Genomic DNA, 18,960 nt, shown 5'->3' on the forward strand with positions numbered 1-18,960 from the left:
CCCCCAGAGGCCCCCCGACCTGCGGAAACAGTCCCCATCAGTTTCCACTGATCACGACCTCTTTCCACCCTCAGGTGCACCAGCGGTGCACCGAAGGGCGGAACGCCTGACGAAGAGTCAGAAGCATTGACTGAGCCCTGGCGCTCTCCGCGAGGAGAGCACCAGGGCTCAGTGCTGGGCTGGAAGGGGCCGACGGCCACCCAGCTCAGCCTTCACTGGTAGACGGCGACGATCGGAACGTTCCGGGCCGCTGCAGTATTCGCCCGCCGGTAAACGATGGTCCACACCGAACCGGTCTTGTCCGGCACGCCGTAAAGCGACCCACCATCGGTGCATCCGTAGTTCTGGCGCTCTCCGGCCTGGACAGTGGTGGCTCCGGTCATCATCCGGCAGCTGATTCCGTCGGCAAGGTCGATGATGATGGGGTCGATGACCGGTCCACCGGGCATGTGGTTGTTGTTCCCCGGCAATGGCTCGGTCACCGTGAGACGGACCATCCGGTCCGGCGTGGTGCCCATGCACAGCAGAACGGTGTACTCGGGCCCAGGTGCAGGAGCGAAGCAAGGGTCGAGAATCTCGTTCTCGGCGGAGCAGCGCCATGCTTCAACGCGCATGGTGGCTTCGGACGAGCCCCAGCACGTTCCGATGGTCTCGCCTGTCACGTTGATGCCGTCAGCCGGCATCCCGTCGGCCGTCCAGGGACGGATATCACGCACCTGAGTCCGTTTCGGCGCCTGCGGAGGCTCGGTCGACGCCGGGGCTGCCTTACTCGGCGAAGGGGTGCCGACCGCGGGTACGACCGTGGCAGGGCTGGAGCTAGGGCCGCCCTTGCTGCTGGTACCAGTGGTTGGGCTGGTCTCAGTGGTCTGGGCAGCGGGCTTGCCGATGTTGGCCACCAACCATGTGCCGGAGGCGGCGAGAGCGAAGGCAGCTATGCCGGCGACCGCAACCCAAGCGAACCGCCTGCGGCGAACTTGGGTTGCCGCAGTCGACCAGGTGGGGTCGTCAAGGGTCGGCAGGTGCCACTGGTCCGCGATCAGCCCCTGCACGACCGTGGGCTGATCGGGGCTGACCGTTTGGGCCTGGGTGGCCTGGCAGCCCAGCAGTTCGGCTGTGATCTCAGCCAATGCCCGAGCCGGTGGGCGCAGGGCTGGGTCCTTGGCAAGACACGCTTCGAGCGGCCCACGGAGGTCCTCGGGCACCATCGTCAGGTCCGGCTTACCGGACATCACGCGGTACGCCACGACATCCGGGGCGCCGATCCCGAACGGAAGCCGGCCCGAGGCCGCGTAGGCGATGAGCGCGCCCCACGCGAACACGTCGCCTGGTGCCCCGGCAATCCCGTCGCGGTAGTACTCAGGGCTGATCCAGCCCGGCGTTCCCGTCAGGATCCCTGTGCGGGTGACCGCTGTCCCGTCAGATACATGGGCGATACCGAAGTCCAGTACCCGCGGCCCTTGCGGAGACAGGATGACGTTGGCGGGCTTGAGGTCACGATGGACGACTCCCGCCGCGTGGATCGCTGCCAGAGCGCTGGCCGTGCCCGCCGCGAAGAGGACGAGCTGCCCATCCGCCAACGGACCGTGGGCAGCCAGGTGCTGGTCGAGCGTCGGACCGGGAATGTAGTCGGTGGCCAGCCACGGCACGGATGCGGTTGGGTCGGCATCCAGCAGCGGCACCAGACACGGACCCCCTACTCGCCGCAGTACCTGAACCTCCCGGTGAAACCGGGCCCGGAACTGCGGATCAGCCGCTTGCTGCGCATGAACAACCTTCAGCGCTATGCGGCGGCCGTCACGACCTGTCGCAGCGTAGACGGTGCCCATCCCCCCGACACCGAGCCGCCCCAGGACGCGGTAGGACGCGATGCGTTCAGGGTCGCCTGGCAGGGCGGGAGTGATCGTGGGCACGAGTGTGTGATCTCCAAGCAGCGGCTCGCGAGGTGATGGCAGATCAGGCTGCTCGAACGGTAGCGGCCTGGGCGCGGGCTCCGGTGCGGTATCCGTGCAAGTGATGCCATCAGGTGATGGCTCGATCTCCGAGGCATCAGCCGTGCCCGCCGCGCTCCTCGCGACTGCGCAATGAAGTGATAGCCGGTCACCATGGAACCCAGAGCAGCCTTATCCTCAGAAGCGAAGTTGCTCAGCGCTGTCCAGCCGAATTTCTAGGCTACCAAGGCGCGAGGAGCTCTCTGATCGCCCCAGAAGAGAATTTGCAGGAGCGAATATGCCCTTGCAATCCTTCTACCAAGAACGACTAATTTCGTCGAAATCTCCAAACGCGCGCAAACCCGAAATATTGACCCCGGACAAAAAGCCAACCTCTCCTTAGGTAGATAGCCAATAATGGGAAACGACGCTACATCCCATAGTCATAATGAAGAGGCCCGCCAGCGCGCCCAACAGCATTTGGTCCATGTGCATTTGCAGCTGCATTTATACACGTTCCAATGCGAACGAATGACGGAATTCTAAGGTCGATTCTCATTCCACGACTAGTCCTTGCAAATGCCTTGAGGAGCTGGTCGCCATCAAGCCCATGCGGGACTGGCAGATCTACGATACCCTTGGATTTCAGAATTCTTCCGCGCTTATTCAATGAGGTGGAGATGGTATGGAGAAGCCACCCATCGAGCTCTTTGAGTTGTGCCAAATCCGTTACGAGCGGAAAATACGACATTACTCCAGGAAAATGAATCCTTCTAGCGCGACCGCTATTTAGACGCCTGAGCTTACTTTCGCTTAGGTTGCCGTATAGATAACGTCGGATTTGAAGCAGCATTACTAGATAGTCGCGATCTACAGACGGAGCCACCCGGCCAGGAACGATTTGACCTTTAGCTAGGGGCTCCAGGAGGTTTGCCCAAATGAGAAAACTTATGCGACGCTTGATGCGGGATACAACAGATGCGCGCATTCCCGTTCCAGTGTTATCGAACTTGTATCCCACGAACTCAACACGCGGTTTTGATTTGAGCTCTACCGGCGTTCCCTCAGGCGCAAATATGCTAATTCCGTGAGATTTCTTAAAGTTCAAATCTGCGCCAATTTTTTGGCTAAGATTAGACAGGGTATCAACGGACTTGCAGATCAAAGAGTAGTCATTCGACCAAATGAGCGTGTCGTCCGCATAGCGAGCAAAGCCCACACCGAGCCTTTCCAAGGTCCTATCCAGTTCCCACGCAGCAACATTGGCCAGAAACAGGGAAATGGATGTTCCCTGAGGAAGACCAGCCCCCCGCGCATCGGGCGGAGTCCTGTGACAGTAGGCGTCTCGACTCTGCAGTGTCGTATCCAGAAACGAGTTCAGGACATGCTTTTCAAGCGGAGAGATCAAGAATCCCTGATCCGCAATTATGCGCCAAACGTAGTCATGGGAGATTGAATCGAAAAATTTGGTAAAATCATACTCTGCCAAGAATATCCTATCGCGCCCTGTCAGCTCTGAAGAAATATGCCGAATAGCATCGTGGGCCGAAAGGTCACTCCGGTAAGCGTAGGAATAGGAGCTGAAGCGTGACTGATTTTTCTCCAGCAAGCTCTTATAAACTCGTCGAGAAACCGCAGAATCTGCCACGGAAAAAACGCTGACCGTGCGACTCGTGCCATCCGACTTCGGAACGTCGTACGATAGGGGATTATAGGGAGAGTATGTTTCCATCCTAAGAGATTTCTTTATTGCGTAAGAAATTGAACTTGCCGACGACCTTACCGCATAGGGATTAAATGCCCGATTGGCGAGCCAATAATCGGGGCGCTTCACGTCACCTCTATGTGCGGAACCCGTCCGTCGAGAGCGACGAACATCGTCATCTCGAATTTCTTGAGCGTGGCGCTCATGTCGCAATATGAGCTTTCGACACTCAGCCAGCAAGTCATCTTCGAAAGGCATAGCCAACTCCGCTCAAAGTATGCGGCCAGCCCGGGCAGGAAATTACCTTTCATGCGGTTTCGCTCGTGACCGAGCTCAACTACTCAGAGCCGCGGTACCACAAAGTGGACACACGGTTCTACAAACCCGGGCCAGCCTACTCACCCTTGGCGAGTCAGCTAACTTTAGCGCTTCATCGGCAGGAAGGACCAAAGTATCCACAAGAAATCACAAAACGATCATGGAAAATGTCTATCAGGATGAGTACGAAGGCCGCGATGTCGGGCACGGCAGGGCAGGCTCACCGCGTCGTTCCAAGTACACGCGGGTGGTTGAACGGCCTAGAAGAGCACGGGGTATGTGTTCCGCGATTTGGCGGCGGCTGCCAAGGTCGTGAATGCCGGTGCAACCCGACGGGACACCGCTGATCCGATCTTGCTAGCCAACGGCGGATGGCATTGTGCTGATGGACCCTGTTGCAGGCCGCTCATGTAGCGAACCTGGCTAGCCTGTGGGGCAAGTCAGTCACTGTCCGCGCAAGGACGATCTTCGGGGACAAGGCGGACCGTGGCACACGTTTGAAGGTTTCCGAGCCGAGTGCCTCTCCGGCGGTTTCCAGAGTTTGGGCAATCGTCCCTACCTCGCCTTCCGATTCGATCCGACGAGTGAGCGGGGCGAACCTGCCCCCAGCAAGGATCTCAGGCCGGGATGGTGGCCCGAGATCGGGCGGGTCCGGTGCTCTGAGCGGTGGGTACGCCGCAAGATCGATGTCCAAGGCGGGCCAAAGGACTAGGCGTGAGTGAGTTCGTCGTGGATGTCTTGAGCCAACCGCCGAGGCAGGGGAATGTCGAGCTGCACGACGTCGACATGGCAGAACCGAACGTCGTCGTTCACGTCACCCTTCGTGAGGTGCGGGAGACATGCGCTCGGCTCCTTGTAGACAGCAGTTAAGCGGGGGGAGGTGGCCGCCTCGATCGAGTGGAGGTCCGCGAGTCGCTCCGGGCCGGGAGCGCAGGGAGACGCGAAAGATCCCAGGCGGGAGGTTCGGAGAAGAGGTTGTGATTGAAGGGGCAGGGCACCCTCGTCGGTCCGCCCATAGCGGCCCGCCCGGTGCAGGGACACCGGGCGGGGGTTGGTAGGGCCGGTCAGGAGGCCGGCGGCTGATCCGGGAACCGGTTCGGGTGAACCGTCGCCGAGTGCGGGCGGACGACGCGGACGGGGGCGAGGTTCCGCCGACCGGCGAAGTCCGCATGCTCGCATGCGTTTGATCGTCGGCGTCGGCTGAAAGGCAGGCGGCGTGCGTGACCTCAGGGTCGGTGGCAATCTGCTTCCAGGTTGCCCCGGGGATGCGAACGGTCAGCGGCGCGGCATCGTCACTCACCGAGGGTCTCCCTCGTCGGGGACGTTGTCGGGGGTGTCGAGCCAGATCCGCTGGCCGGCGCCGTCCACCGTGATGCCGAAGCGGTCGCGTGATGGGCGGCCAACGCCGTCCCACCACTGGTAGGCAGCTTCCACTTCGGTCCAGAAGCGGCGCGGACCGTACTGCTCGACCTCATAGACGTCGGCGTTCGGTACGTAGTCGATGCTGGCCCAGGAGCGGGCGTCGTCGGCCAGCAGCCACAGGGTGTGTTCTTCGCTGCCGTCGTCGGCGGAGACCAGCATCGGCCACATTCCGCTGATGCGGGAGGCGATCGCGAAGCGGGCGTCGGCGTCGTGGTAGACGTCGAGTGGGCTGACGGTAGTGACGCCAGTCTCGGTCTCGTCGCGGTGGTGGAGGTAGTCCTGCAGATATCCGCGTCCAGGGCGTTGTTGGCGGGCCCACATGAAGGCCGGGTCTCCGTGAAAGCGGCCTCGGCCGACGCCCTTGGTGACCGTGAGGGCAGCGTAGGAGCCCGAGAAGAAGCCGTTTCCAAACGGGGTGACGATCTTGCCGTCCGGGACTTTCTCGATCCAGGCGTAGGGGATGTCGCGCACCGTGCAGGTACAGATCAGCCGGTCCTTGGTGGGTCCGTCGGGATCCGGGGCCAGGCCGTCGCCGACGAGGACGGTGGGGTGGTGGCCAGCGGCGTGCAGGTTCGCCTCGGCGCGGGCGGCCAGGGAGCTGTCGATCTCGACGGTGGTGACGTTGCTGTCACCGAGCCGGTAGGCGAGCCACGCGGCGTTGTAGCCGGTACCGGTGCCCACCTCCAGCACGGTGTGGGTGTCTTCCACATCCAGAAGGTCCAGCATCTCCAGCATCAGAGAGGGCATCGACGTGGACGATGTCGGCAGTTCGTGCTCGTCGGGGAGGGTCCGGCCGTCGTTGACCTGGGTGACGATGACGGTGTCGCCGTAGACCAGGGTGCTCCAGCGCTCCAGGTTCTTCGCCCGGTCCACGGTCTCGGACGCTCCGTAGGTAAAGCGCCGCGGGACGAAGAACGACCGGTCGACGTCTGCGACGGTCTCACGCCACCCGGACGGTAAGGCGTGCTTGTTGGTCAGGATCTCGACGAGGCGCTTGCGGTCGGTCATGGCGGTCACTTCTTCTCGACGGGCTTGGTCCACTGGCCGTCGCTCTCCTTCGGCGACTGCTTCTTGTCGCCGTCGGCGCCGCCCTTGTTGTCTCCGTGCTTGGCCATGGCCGATCAGCTCCTTTTGTCGGTGGGTCGTGGGGTCTTGCTGCCACTCGCGGGGATGGGGCTGGGGTCCGGCGGGCGGGGGCGAGGAGTGGTCATCTGGGGACCTTCCGTTGGGGTCAGACAGTTGGGTGAACAGGCGTAGATCAAGGAAATGTCCAGGAGCCCGGCGTTCTTCGGTGTTGTGTGGCCGGAGCCGATGAACCGGCGGGTGCCGTCCGGCAGCCAGACGTGGCAGTAACAGCAGCGCATCCCATTGCGCTGCTCGGCGTTCAAGGAGCGATCGGGCGGAACATCCGTACGGGCTCTGAGGTGGCCGGCCAGCCTCGCAACCGCTGCGTCGGGCATTCGCTTCGCCGCCGGGCGCTATCCGCTCAGTGCTCTCCGTGGCTCCTGCGGAAGGTCGAGGTACGTGGGTGTCCGGGTCATCGTGGGATTCTCCTGTCGTGCCCAACCGCTCGACGCGGGTGCCGTGCGGTAGGTAGGACCAGTTCACCGCTGCCACACAAGGCAGGCGAGGTCGCATCACCGGACATCCCACCGGACACCTTGAGCAAGCAGTACGGTCTGGTCGCGACAGGCAGCCGCGTCTGGCTACGGTGTTGAGCGCAGGACCCGGGGGGTGCACATGTCCGAACACGCCATGGGGAACGAAGCTCTGGTCGCTGCCCGGGTACGGCACGGCTGGCACACCCAGCAGGACTTCGTCGACGCCTATGAGCGTCATGCCCGTGAACTGGGTGAACAGGCGTTGATCTCCGTGCGGCAGGTACGGCGGTGGGAGTCAGTCCGCCCCACCTGGCCGAACCGCGATGCTCGGCGTGTCCTGACGCACATGTACGGCACCGCGCTGGAGGACCTCGGCTTCGTCCGCCCGTCCCGACCGGGACGGGAACCGGAGGGCTTAGGCCCTGAGCAGCCTCAGGAGGAATTGGTGCGCCGACGCTCCTTCTTGGGCGTCGCGGCGGGCGTGGTCCCGCTGCTGGACTTGACCGGCCTGGAGCATCTGGCCTCCGCCCTGGGCGACGCCCGGCGCTACGGCGATCACCACTTGGTGGCGCACCTGCGCTCTGCCCTGGACGAGTCCGCCCGCGCCGACAGTCACCTCGGACCCCACCGAGCCCTGCCTGCCGCGTTGGGCATCCTCGCGGCCATCGACACCACCGCGCGCACCGCTCAACCTGCCGTGCGCCGTGACCTGCTTGCGCTCGGCGCGAGAGCTGCCGAATTCACCGCCTGGCTGCACCGCGACGGCGGATCCACGCCCCAGACCACCACCTACTGGCACGACCGCGCCATCGAATGGGCCACCGTGAGCGGCGACGACGCGATGCACGCCTACGTCCTGCTCCGCAAAGCCCAGGCCGCCGACCGTGATGATCCGGCCCGGATGCGCGATCTGGCGCACGCCGCCGTTCACGGGCCGTGGGCGCTACCCGCGCGCGCCCGCGCCGAAGCCCTCCAGCAAGAAGCCCGCGCCCTTGCCCTGACCGGCGCCACCGCCGACGACGTCGCCCGCACTCTGGACCAAGCACACGAAGCGCTGGCCAGCGCACCACCGGCCGGGGCGGCGAGCTGCACCGGCCCGCTGTGCGAGGGCTACACCGAGCAGCGGCTGATGGTCCAAAGCGCCATCTGCCACCGTGAGGCCGGCGAGAGCGAACGCGCCGTGGACCTGTTCCAGCAGTACCTGCCTGCCGCACCGTTCGCGCCCCGTGACCGAGCCTTCTTCACCGCCCACTGGGCCGGAGCCCTGGCCGCAGCCGGAGAAGCGGACGAGGCCGCGTCCACCGCCATACTCTCCCTCGATATCGCGGCACCCGCACGGTTCGGGCAGGCCATCGAGGAACTGCGGCGCACCTCCAAGGCCCTGGCGCCGCACGCGCGGCGACCAGCGGTACGGGACCTGCGCGACGCCCTCGCGGCCATACCTGCAGCCGTTTAGGACTTGTCCGGCCGACCAGCTGCCGAGCCCTAGCCGGACGGCCGGATCGCAGCGAACCGGACACTCATGGTGGGACCAAGGTGGTCGACAAGGCCGTATCCGGGCTGATCCGGCCAGGGCAGGCTGTAGAGGAACGAGGTGGTGATCACCTGCACCACTTCGAGGACATCGAGTCGATGCTGCTCCTCCAGGAACCGCAGCGTGACTCGCCAGTCCGTCTCGTCTCCTCCGAGGAACGAGGCGACCGTCTCCTGAACGACCTCCCAGAAGAACAGGTGCGGCAGGACCCCTTCCAGGTTGTAGAGGTGGGCCTCAAACAAGTCCTCGAAACCGGGCACAGCCGCTACCAAACCCCGCACCAGCTGAACACCTGGCTCCATGCCACCCCCACCCTTTAGGCGCTCAGGATAGGGCCACTCCCTCATTCATGATCAGCCGGAGAAGTCCTAGTTGGTCAGGAACCCGGTGACGCGCTCGATCACTTCGGCCTGCCATGCCTGGGACTGCGGGTCCAGATACTGCGGGTCCTCGTGGACGGCGAAACCATGCTGGGCCCCATCGAGCTCCATGAGTTCGGTCGGGCCGCCGAACAGCGGCCGATAGTGGCGCGAGGACTCAACAGAGACGAAGGTGTCCGCCGTGCCGTGAACGATCAGCACGGGTGCCCGGACCGCCGAGACAATGGCCGCCGCATCGAGGTAGAAGACCTCATTGAGCAGCGCTCGGCCCAGCTCGAACGGGTCCTTCTCGGTGAAGCCCTGCTCGTCCAATGACCGGGCGAATTCCGGGGAGAGGCAGTCCCCCGCCCAGTACGGCTTGCGGGTGATGTACCGCTCGCGGTAGTCCAACCGCGGGTTGAGCAGCACCACACGCCCCACTTCGGCCGGCTGATGCGCTGCGTGCAACGCGGCGGCACCTCCGGAAAACGATGCGGCGATCACGTGCACCGGCCCGGCGTGCCCGGCTTCGGCGCGCAGGTGATCGCCGGCGGCGCGGATGTCGTTGGTGACTCCGGCGATGGTCAACTCCTCAGCCCGACCACCACTGGCTCCGTGTGCCCGCAGATCGAAGCGTAGGCACCCAACCCCCGCGCTCGCCAGACCAGTCGCCAGGCGAGCGAAGAAGCCACCCTCCTCCCGGGTGACCCCCGCTCCGTGCACCAGCACAGCTGCTCCGCGCTGCGGTGAAACGGCGTCAGACACCGTTCCGGATAGAGCCGTGCCATCCAAGGACCGAAACGCCGTCTCGCGATCACCCATGCGCCGATCGTAGCCACCGAGGCCATATGTGCCGAGCTGCCCGTGCAGAGCTGGGGCAAAACTCAGGCTCCGCGAGAAGCTGTGGCCCAACCGTTCCCCGCGACGGTATACCGCCCAACCGCGGAGCCGTCAGGCTCGTCGCCGGCCCCTGAGAGGTCCGCCTCCCGTCCAGGAGCTTTACTCCTGCTCCTGGACGGGCGCCGGGGCGGCTGCCTGCCCGAACGGCACATCCATCGCCTGGACAGACGCGGTGTGGCAGCGCTCAGGAGGGTCTTGGAGTTGCCCGTAGCGGTTGGCCGAGGAGCGTGTTGAGTCTTGGCGCGGCCAGGTCGAGGAGTTGCTCGCCGAAGAGGCAGAGGGACCCTTCCCTGGGGTCCCCGAACGATCCGTAGCTGACGTCCGGTGCGACTTCGAAGATCCAATCGCCGTCGGGGAAAAAGGCGTCCTGCCACGAGGTACGGGGGGCCTGATGTGGTAGGACGCGTCGGCACGAATGCTGCCAGTCCAACAGAAGTAGTTCCCCGTCGGCAGGTGTGCAGGCCAGCAGGGCATCGCTCATCACGTCGTACAGGGCGTCGGTGAGATCGTCGATCGGGTAGCCGTCAGGCGTGTCGAGGGCGTCCAGCGACCACGTTGCCGAGGGGATGGGCTCTGCGATCGCCGGGCGCTGCTGGATGTTGAAGCGCAGGACCGCGTCGACGGCCGTCCATGCGGCGCCTCTTTCAGGGTCGGTCAACTCTCGGAGGTAGGCGTTGCTCATGTGACGTTTTCTCCCAGTCGCGCTGACGGGGTGGGGGCCGGTGCGGCCCCCACCCCGGAGGTCCTACTTCTTCCAACGTCCAATGTTATGGAAATTTGCGTAGTGGTCGACAGTGATGTACATGAGCCCATCGCTGGAATACACCAGTCTAGTGCCGGGGTTGTTCTTCCGCTTCAGCTTGTAGTCCTGGCCGACATCAGCTTCATACCAGGTGCGTCCTGGCTCCGGCGGCAAGAGATTCGTTTCGTTTCTGTATACGTCTCCGCCGAGCGACTTCCCAGGAGCGCTATTGGCGAGAGCCTTTCCCTTGTCCCAGCCGAGTTTCATGGCTTCGTCCTGTGTGATGTAACCGACGGGAAGTTTTCCGGACTTTCGCAGGGAATTGATCAGTGGTCCCGCTTTCTCCCATGTGTCATAGAACTCGCGGAGCTTGAGCAGCTCTTCAAAATGCTTACCGGACCTGATGTCCTTGCCGATGGCACCGATGATCGGAATGCCAGCCATGACCCGGGTGGTCGTATCGAGGGGCAGCCCGGTGACCTTGTCGTAACCGGTGATCCCCTCGTAGAAGCCTTTGACACTTCCTATGCCGGGCAGGAAGTCCAGCAGAGAGGAAACCACCTGCCCCTGAATGGCGTCGGCGAACAGTGAGTTGCCAGCCTGAGGGAAGTCCTTCTCCAGCTGCGACAGATCAAGATGGAGCAGACCCTCGGAGGCAAGGGGCTTGAAGCCGGCGAACGCGTCGCGCAGTCCCTTGTCCACGGAGGCGACGGACTTCGTGGTGGCGTCGAGCGCGGCGTTGACCTTTTGGATGGCGGTATTGGCCTCGGCGATACCGGCGTTGGTCTGTGCCATGGCAGCTTTTGCTTCGCCGATGCCTTTGTTCGCCTGGTTCAGGCCGCTTTGTATCTGCTTCAGGCCCCGAAGCTCGACGTCCATGCCCTTGTTCGCTGTTTCCAGTGCCGCGTTGACCTTGGGGAGATCCTTGGCGACGGTTGCCGAGGCCATGGTTATGGCGGTGATTCCCGGCAGGACATCAACGATGGTGCTGATGGTTTGGAGCGACTTGAGTTCGATCGTTGCGAGGGTTTCCAGCCTCTTGTAGAAGATCGATCTGACGTCTTCGGCCTTCAACGTGCCCTTGGACCATGCGTCCATGGCCTGGGTGATGTCGTAGGGCTTGTCCTTCTCCCCCGGGGCGCCATGGGAGGTCTGGAGGACCATGTCCGTGTGAACCAGGAAGGCCACAATGATGCCGACTTGGTGCTCGGTCACCTCCCGGTCGCAGACCACGCGCTGCAGCAGTGGGAGGGCAGCACAGCGGGAATGCGGATCCCCCGCTGCGGAGGGGGCGGTGGGACCGGCGAGCGGTGCGGCGAGGGCCGATCCGGCCGATCCCAGCAGGACTGCAAGGGTCAAGGCTAGTGCGGCGACAATTCTCGCCCGTATTCGAACGGTAGTAGGCAACAGCAATCTCCTCGTGTTCATCGTGGGTCCCAAGGTCGGTATGCCGAACCGTGGCGTGAGCGCGCTGCAGCGCTGTCGGCAACTGAGCTGCCCATCTGTACGGCGTAGGCAGAGCCGTGGTGGCAGGCAGGGCCCGGATAGCCCCAGGGCCGGAAGGCGGGCGGGAGTCTGCCCGCACGGCGCGCAGGTACCGACCGCTCAGGCACGGGTGGCAACTAGGCTTATGTTACTGGATAGTTCGACCAGTCAGTACAAAACAGTCTCTCTGTAGTTGCGTTGCGCCGTGCCGGCATCCCCGACCCTTGGCAGGAACCATCCCCTGGCCTGTCTCACCACATTTGGTACTAGATGCCCGTGGCACCTTGCGTCTCAACGGCGGTGACGCTGCTGCTTGAAGGTTCGATCGCGGTGCTGGTCCGGTGTGCCGGGTACTACCTCATGCGCTGTGGCGACCTTGGCGACGCTGCTGCTGGCAATGGCTGCTTGCTCGCGTTTGCTGGTGGTGCTGGTGATGCGCCAGTGGAGGACTTCGGCGGGGGATTCGGAGCTGGCCAGTTCGCGTTGTTCGGCGGCCTCGGCGAGGACCCTGCGGGGGTTGCCGGCGGCCTTCTCTGCTGCGGCGAGGGTGGTGGTCAAGGCGGCCCAGGCGGGGTCGGTCAGGATGCGGTCGGCGTGGGCGGGGATGGCCTGGCGCACAGCGGTTTCGTAGCGATCGATGGTGGCTGGGGTCGGTGCTTGGTGAGCGAGGGTGGTCAGGGTTGGGCGGGCGGTTTGTTCGTAGGCGGTACGAAGGTGGGTGAGGGTTGCTTGGGCTGCTGCCTGTTGCTGCTGGTGGCCTCGGACTTCGCGCCAGCGGATGGCGGCGGTGGTGACCAGGATGGCGATGGAGAGCAGGACGGCGGTGCCGGTGCCGTCCTGGTTGCTGGTGGCGGTGTAGAGGAGCTGCTTTGCCGCGCTGCGCAGGCTGGCCGCCTGGTGGTCTTCGGCGCGGACCTTGGAGCGGGTGGCGCGGTGGAACGTGGCGGCTGCTGCTCGTAGTTCGGTCTGGTTGGCGGTGGGTGCGGCCAGGGTGGCGTTGTCGAGGAGGTCGCCGAAGGCGGCCAGGTGGGCTTGGGCTCCGGCGTCGTCGTCCCCTTCGAGGGCGGCCAGGGTGTGGCGGGCGGCGTCTGCCGCCATGTACCAGGGGTTGCCTGTGCGGAGTTCGGGGTCCTGGGCGCCGAGGTGTTTGCGGATCTCGGGCAGGGACAGGTCCGGGGAGAGCTTGGAGCCGGAGAAGTAGATCGGCTCGCCTGCCGCATTGGTGTCCTTGGGGTGGGCAACGCTGTAGCCGGTGATGTCGCGGGATGGCGCCTGGCGCAGTTTGACCTTCATGCCCGTGCTGGTCAGGACGGCGAAGAATTCGGGCTCGGTGCGGGCGGCGGCCTTGGCCCGGCGGACGGCTTCCCGTAGCTCCTCGCGTGCGGGCCGGGTGCGGCCGAGGCGTTCGGCCTTGAAGTGCTCTTTGCTGGTGGCGCGTTTGGGGGCGGTGCCGTCCCCGCGGTTGAGCTGGCGCAGGCCGTAGTCGGTTTCGATGGTGCGACAGGCGGCATGGACGGCTTTGCGGTCGAAATCGCGGCGGGCGACCCGGCCGTCCTGGCGCACGAGGGTGGCGGCGATGTGAATGTGATCGGGGGCGTGGCGCACCGCGATCCAGCGGCAGGCTTTGGTGTCACCGGTCGTGGCGATGCCGGCGGCGTTCAGGACGCGGCGGGCGATCTCGGCCCATTCGTCGTCGGTCAGGAGCCGGTCGGTGGGCGCGGTCCGCAGCGAGCAGTGCCAGTTCGTGATGGCGGGGCGCTGGTCGGCGGGCAGGGCGGTGACGGGCAGGTCGAGCTGAGCGGCGAGCTTGGCCTCGGTGGCCGGGTCGGGGTGGGGCCCGGGGTCGGGGGCGAAGCCGTTCCAGGAGGCGACCAGGTGCTGGTCGGTGTGCTCGTTGTGCTTGCCCGGCCCGAAGAGGTAGTGGACGACGCGCCTGCTGCCGCCATTGCCGGTGGTGATTTTGGGAATCACGGGCGCTCGCCTCCTGCCAGCGCGGCGGCGGTGGCATCGATGCGGTTCAGGGCCTCGCCCAGGTGCTCCAGCAGCTTCCGGGCCTGGCCGTTGAGGGGGTGGCGGGGTGGGAGGTGGCGCTGGAGCTGGGCGGCGTTATTGGCGAGGGCAGCCAGCAGCCGGTTGGCTTCCATCAGCTCTTCGAGCTGCGCGCGGGTGTCCGCGATGGCAGCACGGGGGTTGTCCGAGCGGGCGGCGAGCAGGGCCGTGGTCGCGACGTAGGCGCCTGGCTCGATGCCGAAGTGCTGGGCGGTGGTGGTGATGCCGGCCCATTCGTGGTCGCTGAAGCGGGGGCTGACCCGGTGCTCGCGGGGCCCCTGCGGGCGATGGCGGTGACAAACGCCGATATCCACAGGCGTGGGGATATCGACGGTGTTCGTGGCGCCGAGATTGGTGACGGCGTCGTCGACCTGGGCGACAGCCTCCGCGAAACGTCGCAGCAACGCATCGGCGTGATCGGTCAGGGCACCACCGGAGTTGAGGCGGTGCACCAGCTGGTTGAAGGTGCCGCCGATGCGGGCGGCGGTGATGTTGCGCTCCATGAGCTGGTCGGTGACGTGATCAGCAGGGCAGTCCGCTCCGGATGCGGCGACGGCAGCTGCAGCAACGAAGCCGCCGCGCTTGCGCTCACAGTCGCTTGCGGCACGTACGACGTCGTTCCACTCCTCGCTGTCGAAGCGGAGGGCGACGCGGTGCATACGCGGTTCTGGAAGACGCAGACGGTAGCGGGCCACAACGTCGGCGATGGAGGCGTGGTCGGCGGCCGGTTCGGACGGCACTGGTGCAGCGTTGGTGGTCGGCACCCCTGGGCCGAGCGCCTCCGAAGTCGACCGCCCGCGGTCGGCGCCTGCCCGCTCCGCCACCCCCGGGGCGGAGATGGGTCCGGTAGGAGTCCTTTGAGGACAACTTGCTGCCCGTATCTCTGCCCCTGTCATCTCTTCCGGGGCCAGTCCACGAACCCAACTGCGAATGATTCGTTGACGTAGTCCGCGCTTGCTCATGGTGGTACTGCTCCTCGGTTCCGGCGCGGTTCTGGGCACCATGCGATTTCACTCGTCCCACCCGTCCCATGCCTGGTCAGCACAGGTACGAGTGGTCACGCTGGTACGGGTCGACTCGTCCCAACGTGCTCCGGCTGTGGGCCATGGGGTGGCGACGGCAGGTGGCTGGTACGGGTTGACTCTCTTCGGGGAAACGACCCGTCCCCGCGCTGACCTGCGCAGGGACGGGTGGTACGAGTCGTGCCGGGTTACGGGCGGGTGGGACCGGGCGTAGTGGGCTCGGGGCAGTAGCGGGTCCAGGCATCGGCGAACTGGGCGCGGTAGAAGCCCTTTCGCTGGCCGTCCCGGAAGCGGACGGTGCAGGAGTTGATGCCGTAGTCCTTCAGCAGGACCTGCAGCCCCCGTGGGCTCAGCCCTCCGTTGCCGTACTCGGCCCATGGGGCCTCGGCGTCGGCGCGCAGGCGGCAGAGCAGGTCTGCGGTGCCGAGGGCGTGGGGGTTGCCGAAGCCGGCGAACGCGGTGCGGATGTCGGCGAGGATGCGGCTCTTGAGGCCGTTCTCCTCGTCCTGTCCGGTCTCGTGGTCGGTCATGGTCCGGCAGGCGGCGCGGGCGGTGGCGGGCCAGTGGCCTCCGGCGAGGTCGGCGACGATCACCAGGGGCTCCCAGGTGTCCGCCGCACGATCATCGACCGGCAGCGGCGGCTCCATTTCGGCGGCGGTCGCGGCCAGAGTTGCGGTCCATGCGGCAATCCGGTCACGGAGATCGTTGAGGACGGGGATGTCCCGGCGGGAGCGGAAGGGCTGGACCTTCTCGTGCACCGCTCGACGGCGCATCCGGACGACGACCGCGCGATCCATGATCGTGTCGGGGAGGTCGCCGATCCCGGCCAGGGCCGCCATGGCGAAGGTCAGGAACTTGGTCGGCTTGTGCTCCGGGCCGGACACCCGGGTGGTGGGGCGGTTGCGCTGGTGACCGGCGTTCAGCAGGCCGCGCATCTCCTCGTTCTTCTCCGCCACCTTCACGTTGCCGAACAGGGTGTCCGCCTCGTCGACCAGCAGGGTGGGCGGCTCCTTGGTGATGGAGCGGAAGATCGCCGCCGGGGTGGAGTTGATCGTGATGAAGGGGGCGTGGACGGTGTCGTGCAGGACGTCCAGAAGACGGGACTTACCGCACCGCTTGACCGGTCCGACCACCGCCAGGCGCGGGGCGTGCTGCCACGCGGGCTGGAGATGGGTCGCCGCCACCCACAAGGTCGTGGCGTTCAGGGCCTCCTGGCTGGGCATGACCACGTACCGGGTGATGGCTGTCCGCAACTCGTCCAGCAGGGCCGCGCCTTCAGTGACCGGGGCATCGGGCACCTCGGTCGGTCCGGTCGGCTGACCGGGGTCACTGACCGGCGGCCGGTCACTCCCTCCGGTCACTCGGTCAGTGATTCCGGTCAGCCGGTCAGTCACCGGCACATCGTCGGTGGCCGGGTCACTGGACCGGTGTATGCCGGGCTGACCGGGGATCGCCACCGGCGGCCAGAGGATCTTGGGGGATGCGCGCTGGGCGGGTGGGGTCGTAGGGTGCATGGTGAAGCTCCTCCCGCTGGTCTCTTGGGCTGCCAGGCCCGTTGACCACGGTTGATCGTTTGAATCTCGGTTCTGGGGACTTCGTTCGGCCCTCGGCGTTCACAGCGCCGAGGGCCGTATTGCGTTCGGGGCGCGGGCTCAGGCCGCGCGCTCTATGGACTGGGCGTCCAGCCATACCTCCACCTCCTGCCAGCGGTAGCGCAGGTGGCGGCCGACCTTGGTGGCCTTCGGTCCGACCCTCCGGTGGTTCCAGGCGTAGAGGGTCGCGAGCGGCACGCCCAGGTAGGCGGACAGTTCCTCCGGCGTGGCCAGGGGACGTCGCTCCCCGTTCGAGGCGGTGCGGTGAATTGGCGGCATAGGGTTCTCCATCGTGATGCGAATCCCGGTGATCACGACCAACGTAGCCACATCGATCGCGTTCCATCCAGCGACATTGTGGTGGCAAATCACGGCCGCGCCAAATAGCGCTCACGGGCGCCGGTCGGCGAACTCCATACGGGCGGAACACACCGATTCTCGTGGGCGGAAGATCTGGTGCAGAGGCGAATAGCGAGGTACGGTGCCCCGCCCCTTCGAAGGGGCGGGGCAGGCGTGGGTGCTTCGCTTGTCCCCGCTCCACTCCCCCGCCTCCCGCCGACTCTCGATCCACCGTCTGCACTGGTCAGGAGGCCATCTGGGCCCTGGGCTACCGACCCACTCACGACTGGCAGGTTGACCCAGCCGCCCGGGGATCCATGTTTACTTGTAGCGATGCGCCCCAATGATCCGCGTGGATGGCGCCGCCACCCACGCGTATATCAGATTTCCCCGGCCGCGCAGTGGATGCCCTTATCCGCTCGCGCAGATCGGCTCACGATTCTGGACTGGGCAGCACGAAACAACTTCTTCGGCGGCACCATTTCTCCGAACCGGAAATCGATGCTACAAATCTCCTTCACGACCGACCGACCCCTCGATTCCGGACCGATCGGAGTCAGACCCGCACGCGACCTCGAACGCCTGCGGACGGGCGCGGCCACCTCCACCGGCAATCCGAAGGGGCTTCTCATCCATGGCCGAGCCGTACGACCGCTGGCACCTGAAGCGACCCGGCCTGAACGACGAGCGCTGCAAGGCGCACGGCAAGGTGCCGTCCAGGGAACACGGGCGCGGCAAGCGCTGGCTGGCGCGGTGGCGCGACCCGGATGGGGAGCAGCAGAGCGAGAGCTTCGTCCGGCAGGAGGACGCCCGTCAGCGTCTGACGCAGATGATGGGCTCCGTCGATGACGGGACGTACATCGCCCCGAAAAAGGGCGAGACGCTCCTCAAGACGGTTGCCGAGCAGTGGCTGGAGAACCAGTCGCTGCCGAACCCGCGCACCTACGCGCAGTACGAGTCCTGCGTCCGCAACCACATCGTCGGGCCGTTGGGGAAGCTCATGCTGAACCAGATCAAGGCGTCCACCATCCAGACCTGGATCAAGCGGCGGCTTGAAGTTCTGGACGAGACGACGGTCGGCCTCGTCTTCACGCACTTGGCGTCCATCCTGGCCATGGCCGTGGACGACGAGATGATCCCCAAGAACCCCTGCGAGACGGGGTCGGTCAAGCGCGTCAAACCGCGGCGGTCCAAGAAGGCCGCGAAGGACGTTCCCCTCACCTGGGAGCAGACGGACCTGCTGCAGAAGCACCTGCTGGAGCGATACCAGGCGGTCGTCGACTGCGGGCGCGGTCTCGGCATGCGCCAGGGCGAGATCTTCGGCTTCAGCCCCGACGACGTGGACTGGCTCTGCGTCGAGAAGACCGTCCACATCCGTCGACAGATCACGCACGACCACGGCGCCCTCGTCTTCGCTCCGTTGAAGGGCGGGGACGACGACGATCTCAAGGACCGGCACGTACCCGTCACCGACGAGCTGGCCGTCATCCTCGCCGAGCACATACGGAGGTTCCCGGCGGTCGCCGTCACGCTGCCTTGGATGACGAAGGGCGGGCCGCCAGTCACCGTGCGGCTGATGTTCACCACGCGCGAGCGCAAGCCACTCAACGGCAACTACTTCAACTACCTGTGGAAGGCGGCCCTTGAGGCGATCGGGGTCATAGACGCGATCAACGACAAGCCTGTGGGCAAGGGCCGGAAGTGGGGGAAGTGCCGGGACAAGATGATGCACGCCCTTCGGCACCTGTTCGCGTCCGAAGCCATCAATGCCGGCGTGGATGTCTACACGCTCGCCGATCTACTCGGCCATGAAGATCCGGCCTTCACACTGCGCAGGTACGTGCACCGCGTCGCGGGCGCCGTGTCGAAGGCACGCAAGGCCATTGGGCAGAGGTACCGATTGACCGCGTAGCGGGGCACGGCTGTGAGGCTGCGTCTCCAGCGCCGTCCGGAAGCTGTGCCGG

General features: G+C 65.3%; 13 protein-coding genes. 2 read left to right on the top strand and 11 right to left on the bottom strand.

Translation table 11 applies throughout. From position 1 onward, the window contains the following. Window positions 1-212: 212 nt before the first annotated feature. From G3I60_RS36640 to G3I60_RS36650, 3 genes are all read right to left on the bottom strand, one after another. Complete coding sequence (locus G3I60_RS36640; protein ID WP_343241997.1) at window positions 213-1,910, bottom strand: serine/threonine-protein kinase; 1,698 nt, start codon at window positions 1,908-1,910, stop codon at window positions 213-215. A gap of 448 nt (window positions 1,911-2,358) precedes the next feature. Beyond that, on the bottom strand, window positions 2,359-3,891 hold the full coding sequence (locus G3I60_RS36645) for a reverse transcriptase domain-containing protein (protein ID WP_343241998.1): 1,533 nt from the start codon (window positions 3,889-3,891) through the stop codon (window positions 2,359-2,361). A gap of 1,356 nt (window positions 3,892-5,247) precedes the next feature. Further along, complete coding sequence (locus G3I60_RS36650) at window positions 5,248-6,381, bottom strand: methyltransferase domain-containing protein (protein ID WP_164608299.1); 1,134 nt, start codon at window positions 6,379-6,381, stop codon at window positions 5,248-5,250. Window positions 6,382-7,113: 732 nt separating this feature from the next. Here G3I60_RS36650 and G3I60_RS36655 point away from each other — a divergent pair. Next, window positions 7,114-8,430 (top strand): XRE family transcriptional regulator, encoded by a 1,317-nt coding sequence (locus tag G3I60_RS36655; protein WP_164608300.1) that lies wholly within the window; start codon window positions 7,114-7,116, stop codon window positions 8,428-8,430. A 29-nt stretch (window positions 8,431-8,459) separates the two neighbouring features. On the opposite strand, the gene G3I60_RS36660 is transcribed toward G3I60_RS36655, so the two are convergent. From G3I60_RS36660 to G3I60_RS36695, 8 genes are all read right to left on the bottom strand, one after another. After that, a complete protein-coding gene (locus G3I60_RS36660; RefSeq protein WP_343241999.1) occupies window positions 8,460-8,768 on the bottom strand; it encodes a hypothetical protein in 309 nt (102 codons plus the stop codon). Between the two features lie 108 nt (window positions 8,769-8,876). Continuing rightward, complete coding sequence (locus G3I60_RS36665) at window positions 8,877-9,689, bottom strand: alpha/beta hydrolase (RefSeq protein ID WP_164294764.1); 813 nt, start codon at window positions 9,687-9,689, stop codon at window positions 8,877-8,879. 262 nt (window positions 9,690-9,951) lie between these two features. Beyond that, the gene (locus G3I60_RS36670) at window positions 9,952-10,449 is read right to left on the bottom strand and encodes a DUF2716 domain-containing protein (protein ID WP_164294763.1); all 498 of its coding nucleotides are present in this window, start codon (window positions 10,447-10,449) and stop codon (window positions 9,952-9,954) included. Between the two features lie 63 nt (window positions 10,450-10,512). After that, entirely contained in the window at window positions 10,513-11,868 is a 1,356-nt protein-coding gene (locus G3I60_RS36675; protein WP_164294762.1) for a ribonuclease domain-containing protein, read from the bottom strand. Window positions 11,869-12,285: 417 nt separating this feature from the next. Next, window positions 12,286-13,965, bottom strand: a complete 1,680-nt coding sequence (locus tag G3I60_RS36680; protein ID WP_203674788.1) for a relaxase/mobilization nuclease domain-containing protein — start codon at window positions 13,963-13,965, stop codon at window positions 12,286-12,288. Then, window positions 13,962-14,783 carry a hypothetical protein gene (locus G3I60_RS36685; protein ID WP_164294761.1) on the bottom strand — a complete coding sequence of 274 codons (822 nt, stop codon included), beginning with the start codon at window positions 14,781-14,783 and terminating at the stop codon, window positions 13,962-13,964. The genes G3I60_RS36680 and G3I60_RS36685 overlap by 4 nt, the downstream gene beginning before the upstream one ends. A gap of 470 nt (window positions 14,784-15,253) precedes the next feature. After that, entirely contained in the window at window positions 15,254-16,579 is a 1,326-nt protein-coding gene (locus tag G3I60_RS36690; protein WP_164294760.1) for a DUF3631 domain-containing protein, read from the bottom strand. 138 nt (window positions 16,580-16,717) lie between these two features. Next, the gene (locus tag G3I60_RS36695; protein WP_239070712.1) at window positions 16,718-16,936 is read right to left on the bottom strand and encodes an AlpA family transcriptional regulator; all 219 of its coding nucleotides are present in this window, start codon (window positions 16,934-16,936) and stop codon (window positions 16,718-16,720) included. A 694-nt stretch (window positions 16,937-17,630) separates the two neighbouring features. On the opposite strand from G3I60_RS36695, the gene G3I60_RS36700 reads away from it, so the two are divergent. Next, window positions 17,631-18,908: a tyrosine-type recombinase/integrase gene (locus tag G3I60_RS36700; RefSeq protein ID WP_164294759.1), complete on the top strand. Its 1,278-nt coding sequence runs from the start codon at window positions 17,631-17,633 to the stop codon at window positions 18,906-18,908. Window positions 18,909-18,960 lie beyond the last annotated feature (52 nt).

This window comes from Streptomyces sp. SID13666, from assembly GCF_010548325.1.
Taxonomy (GTDB): Bacteria; Actinomycetota; Actinomycetes; order Streptomycetales; family Streptomycetaceae; genus Actinacidiphila; species Actinacidiphila fildesensis.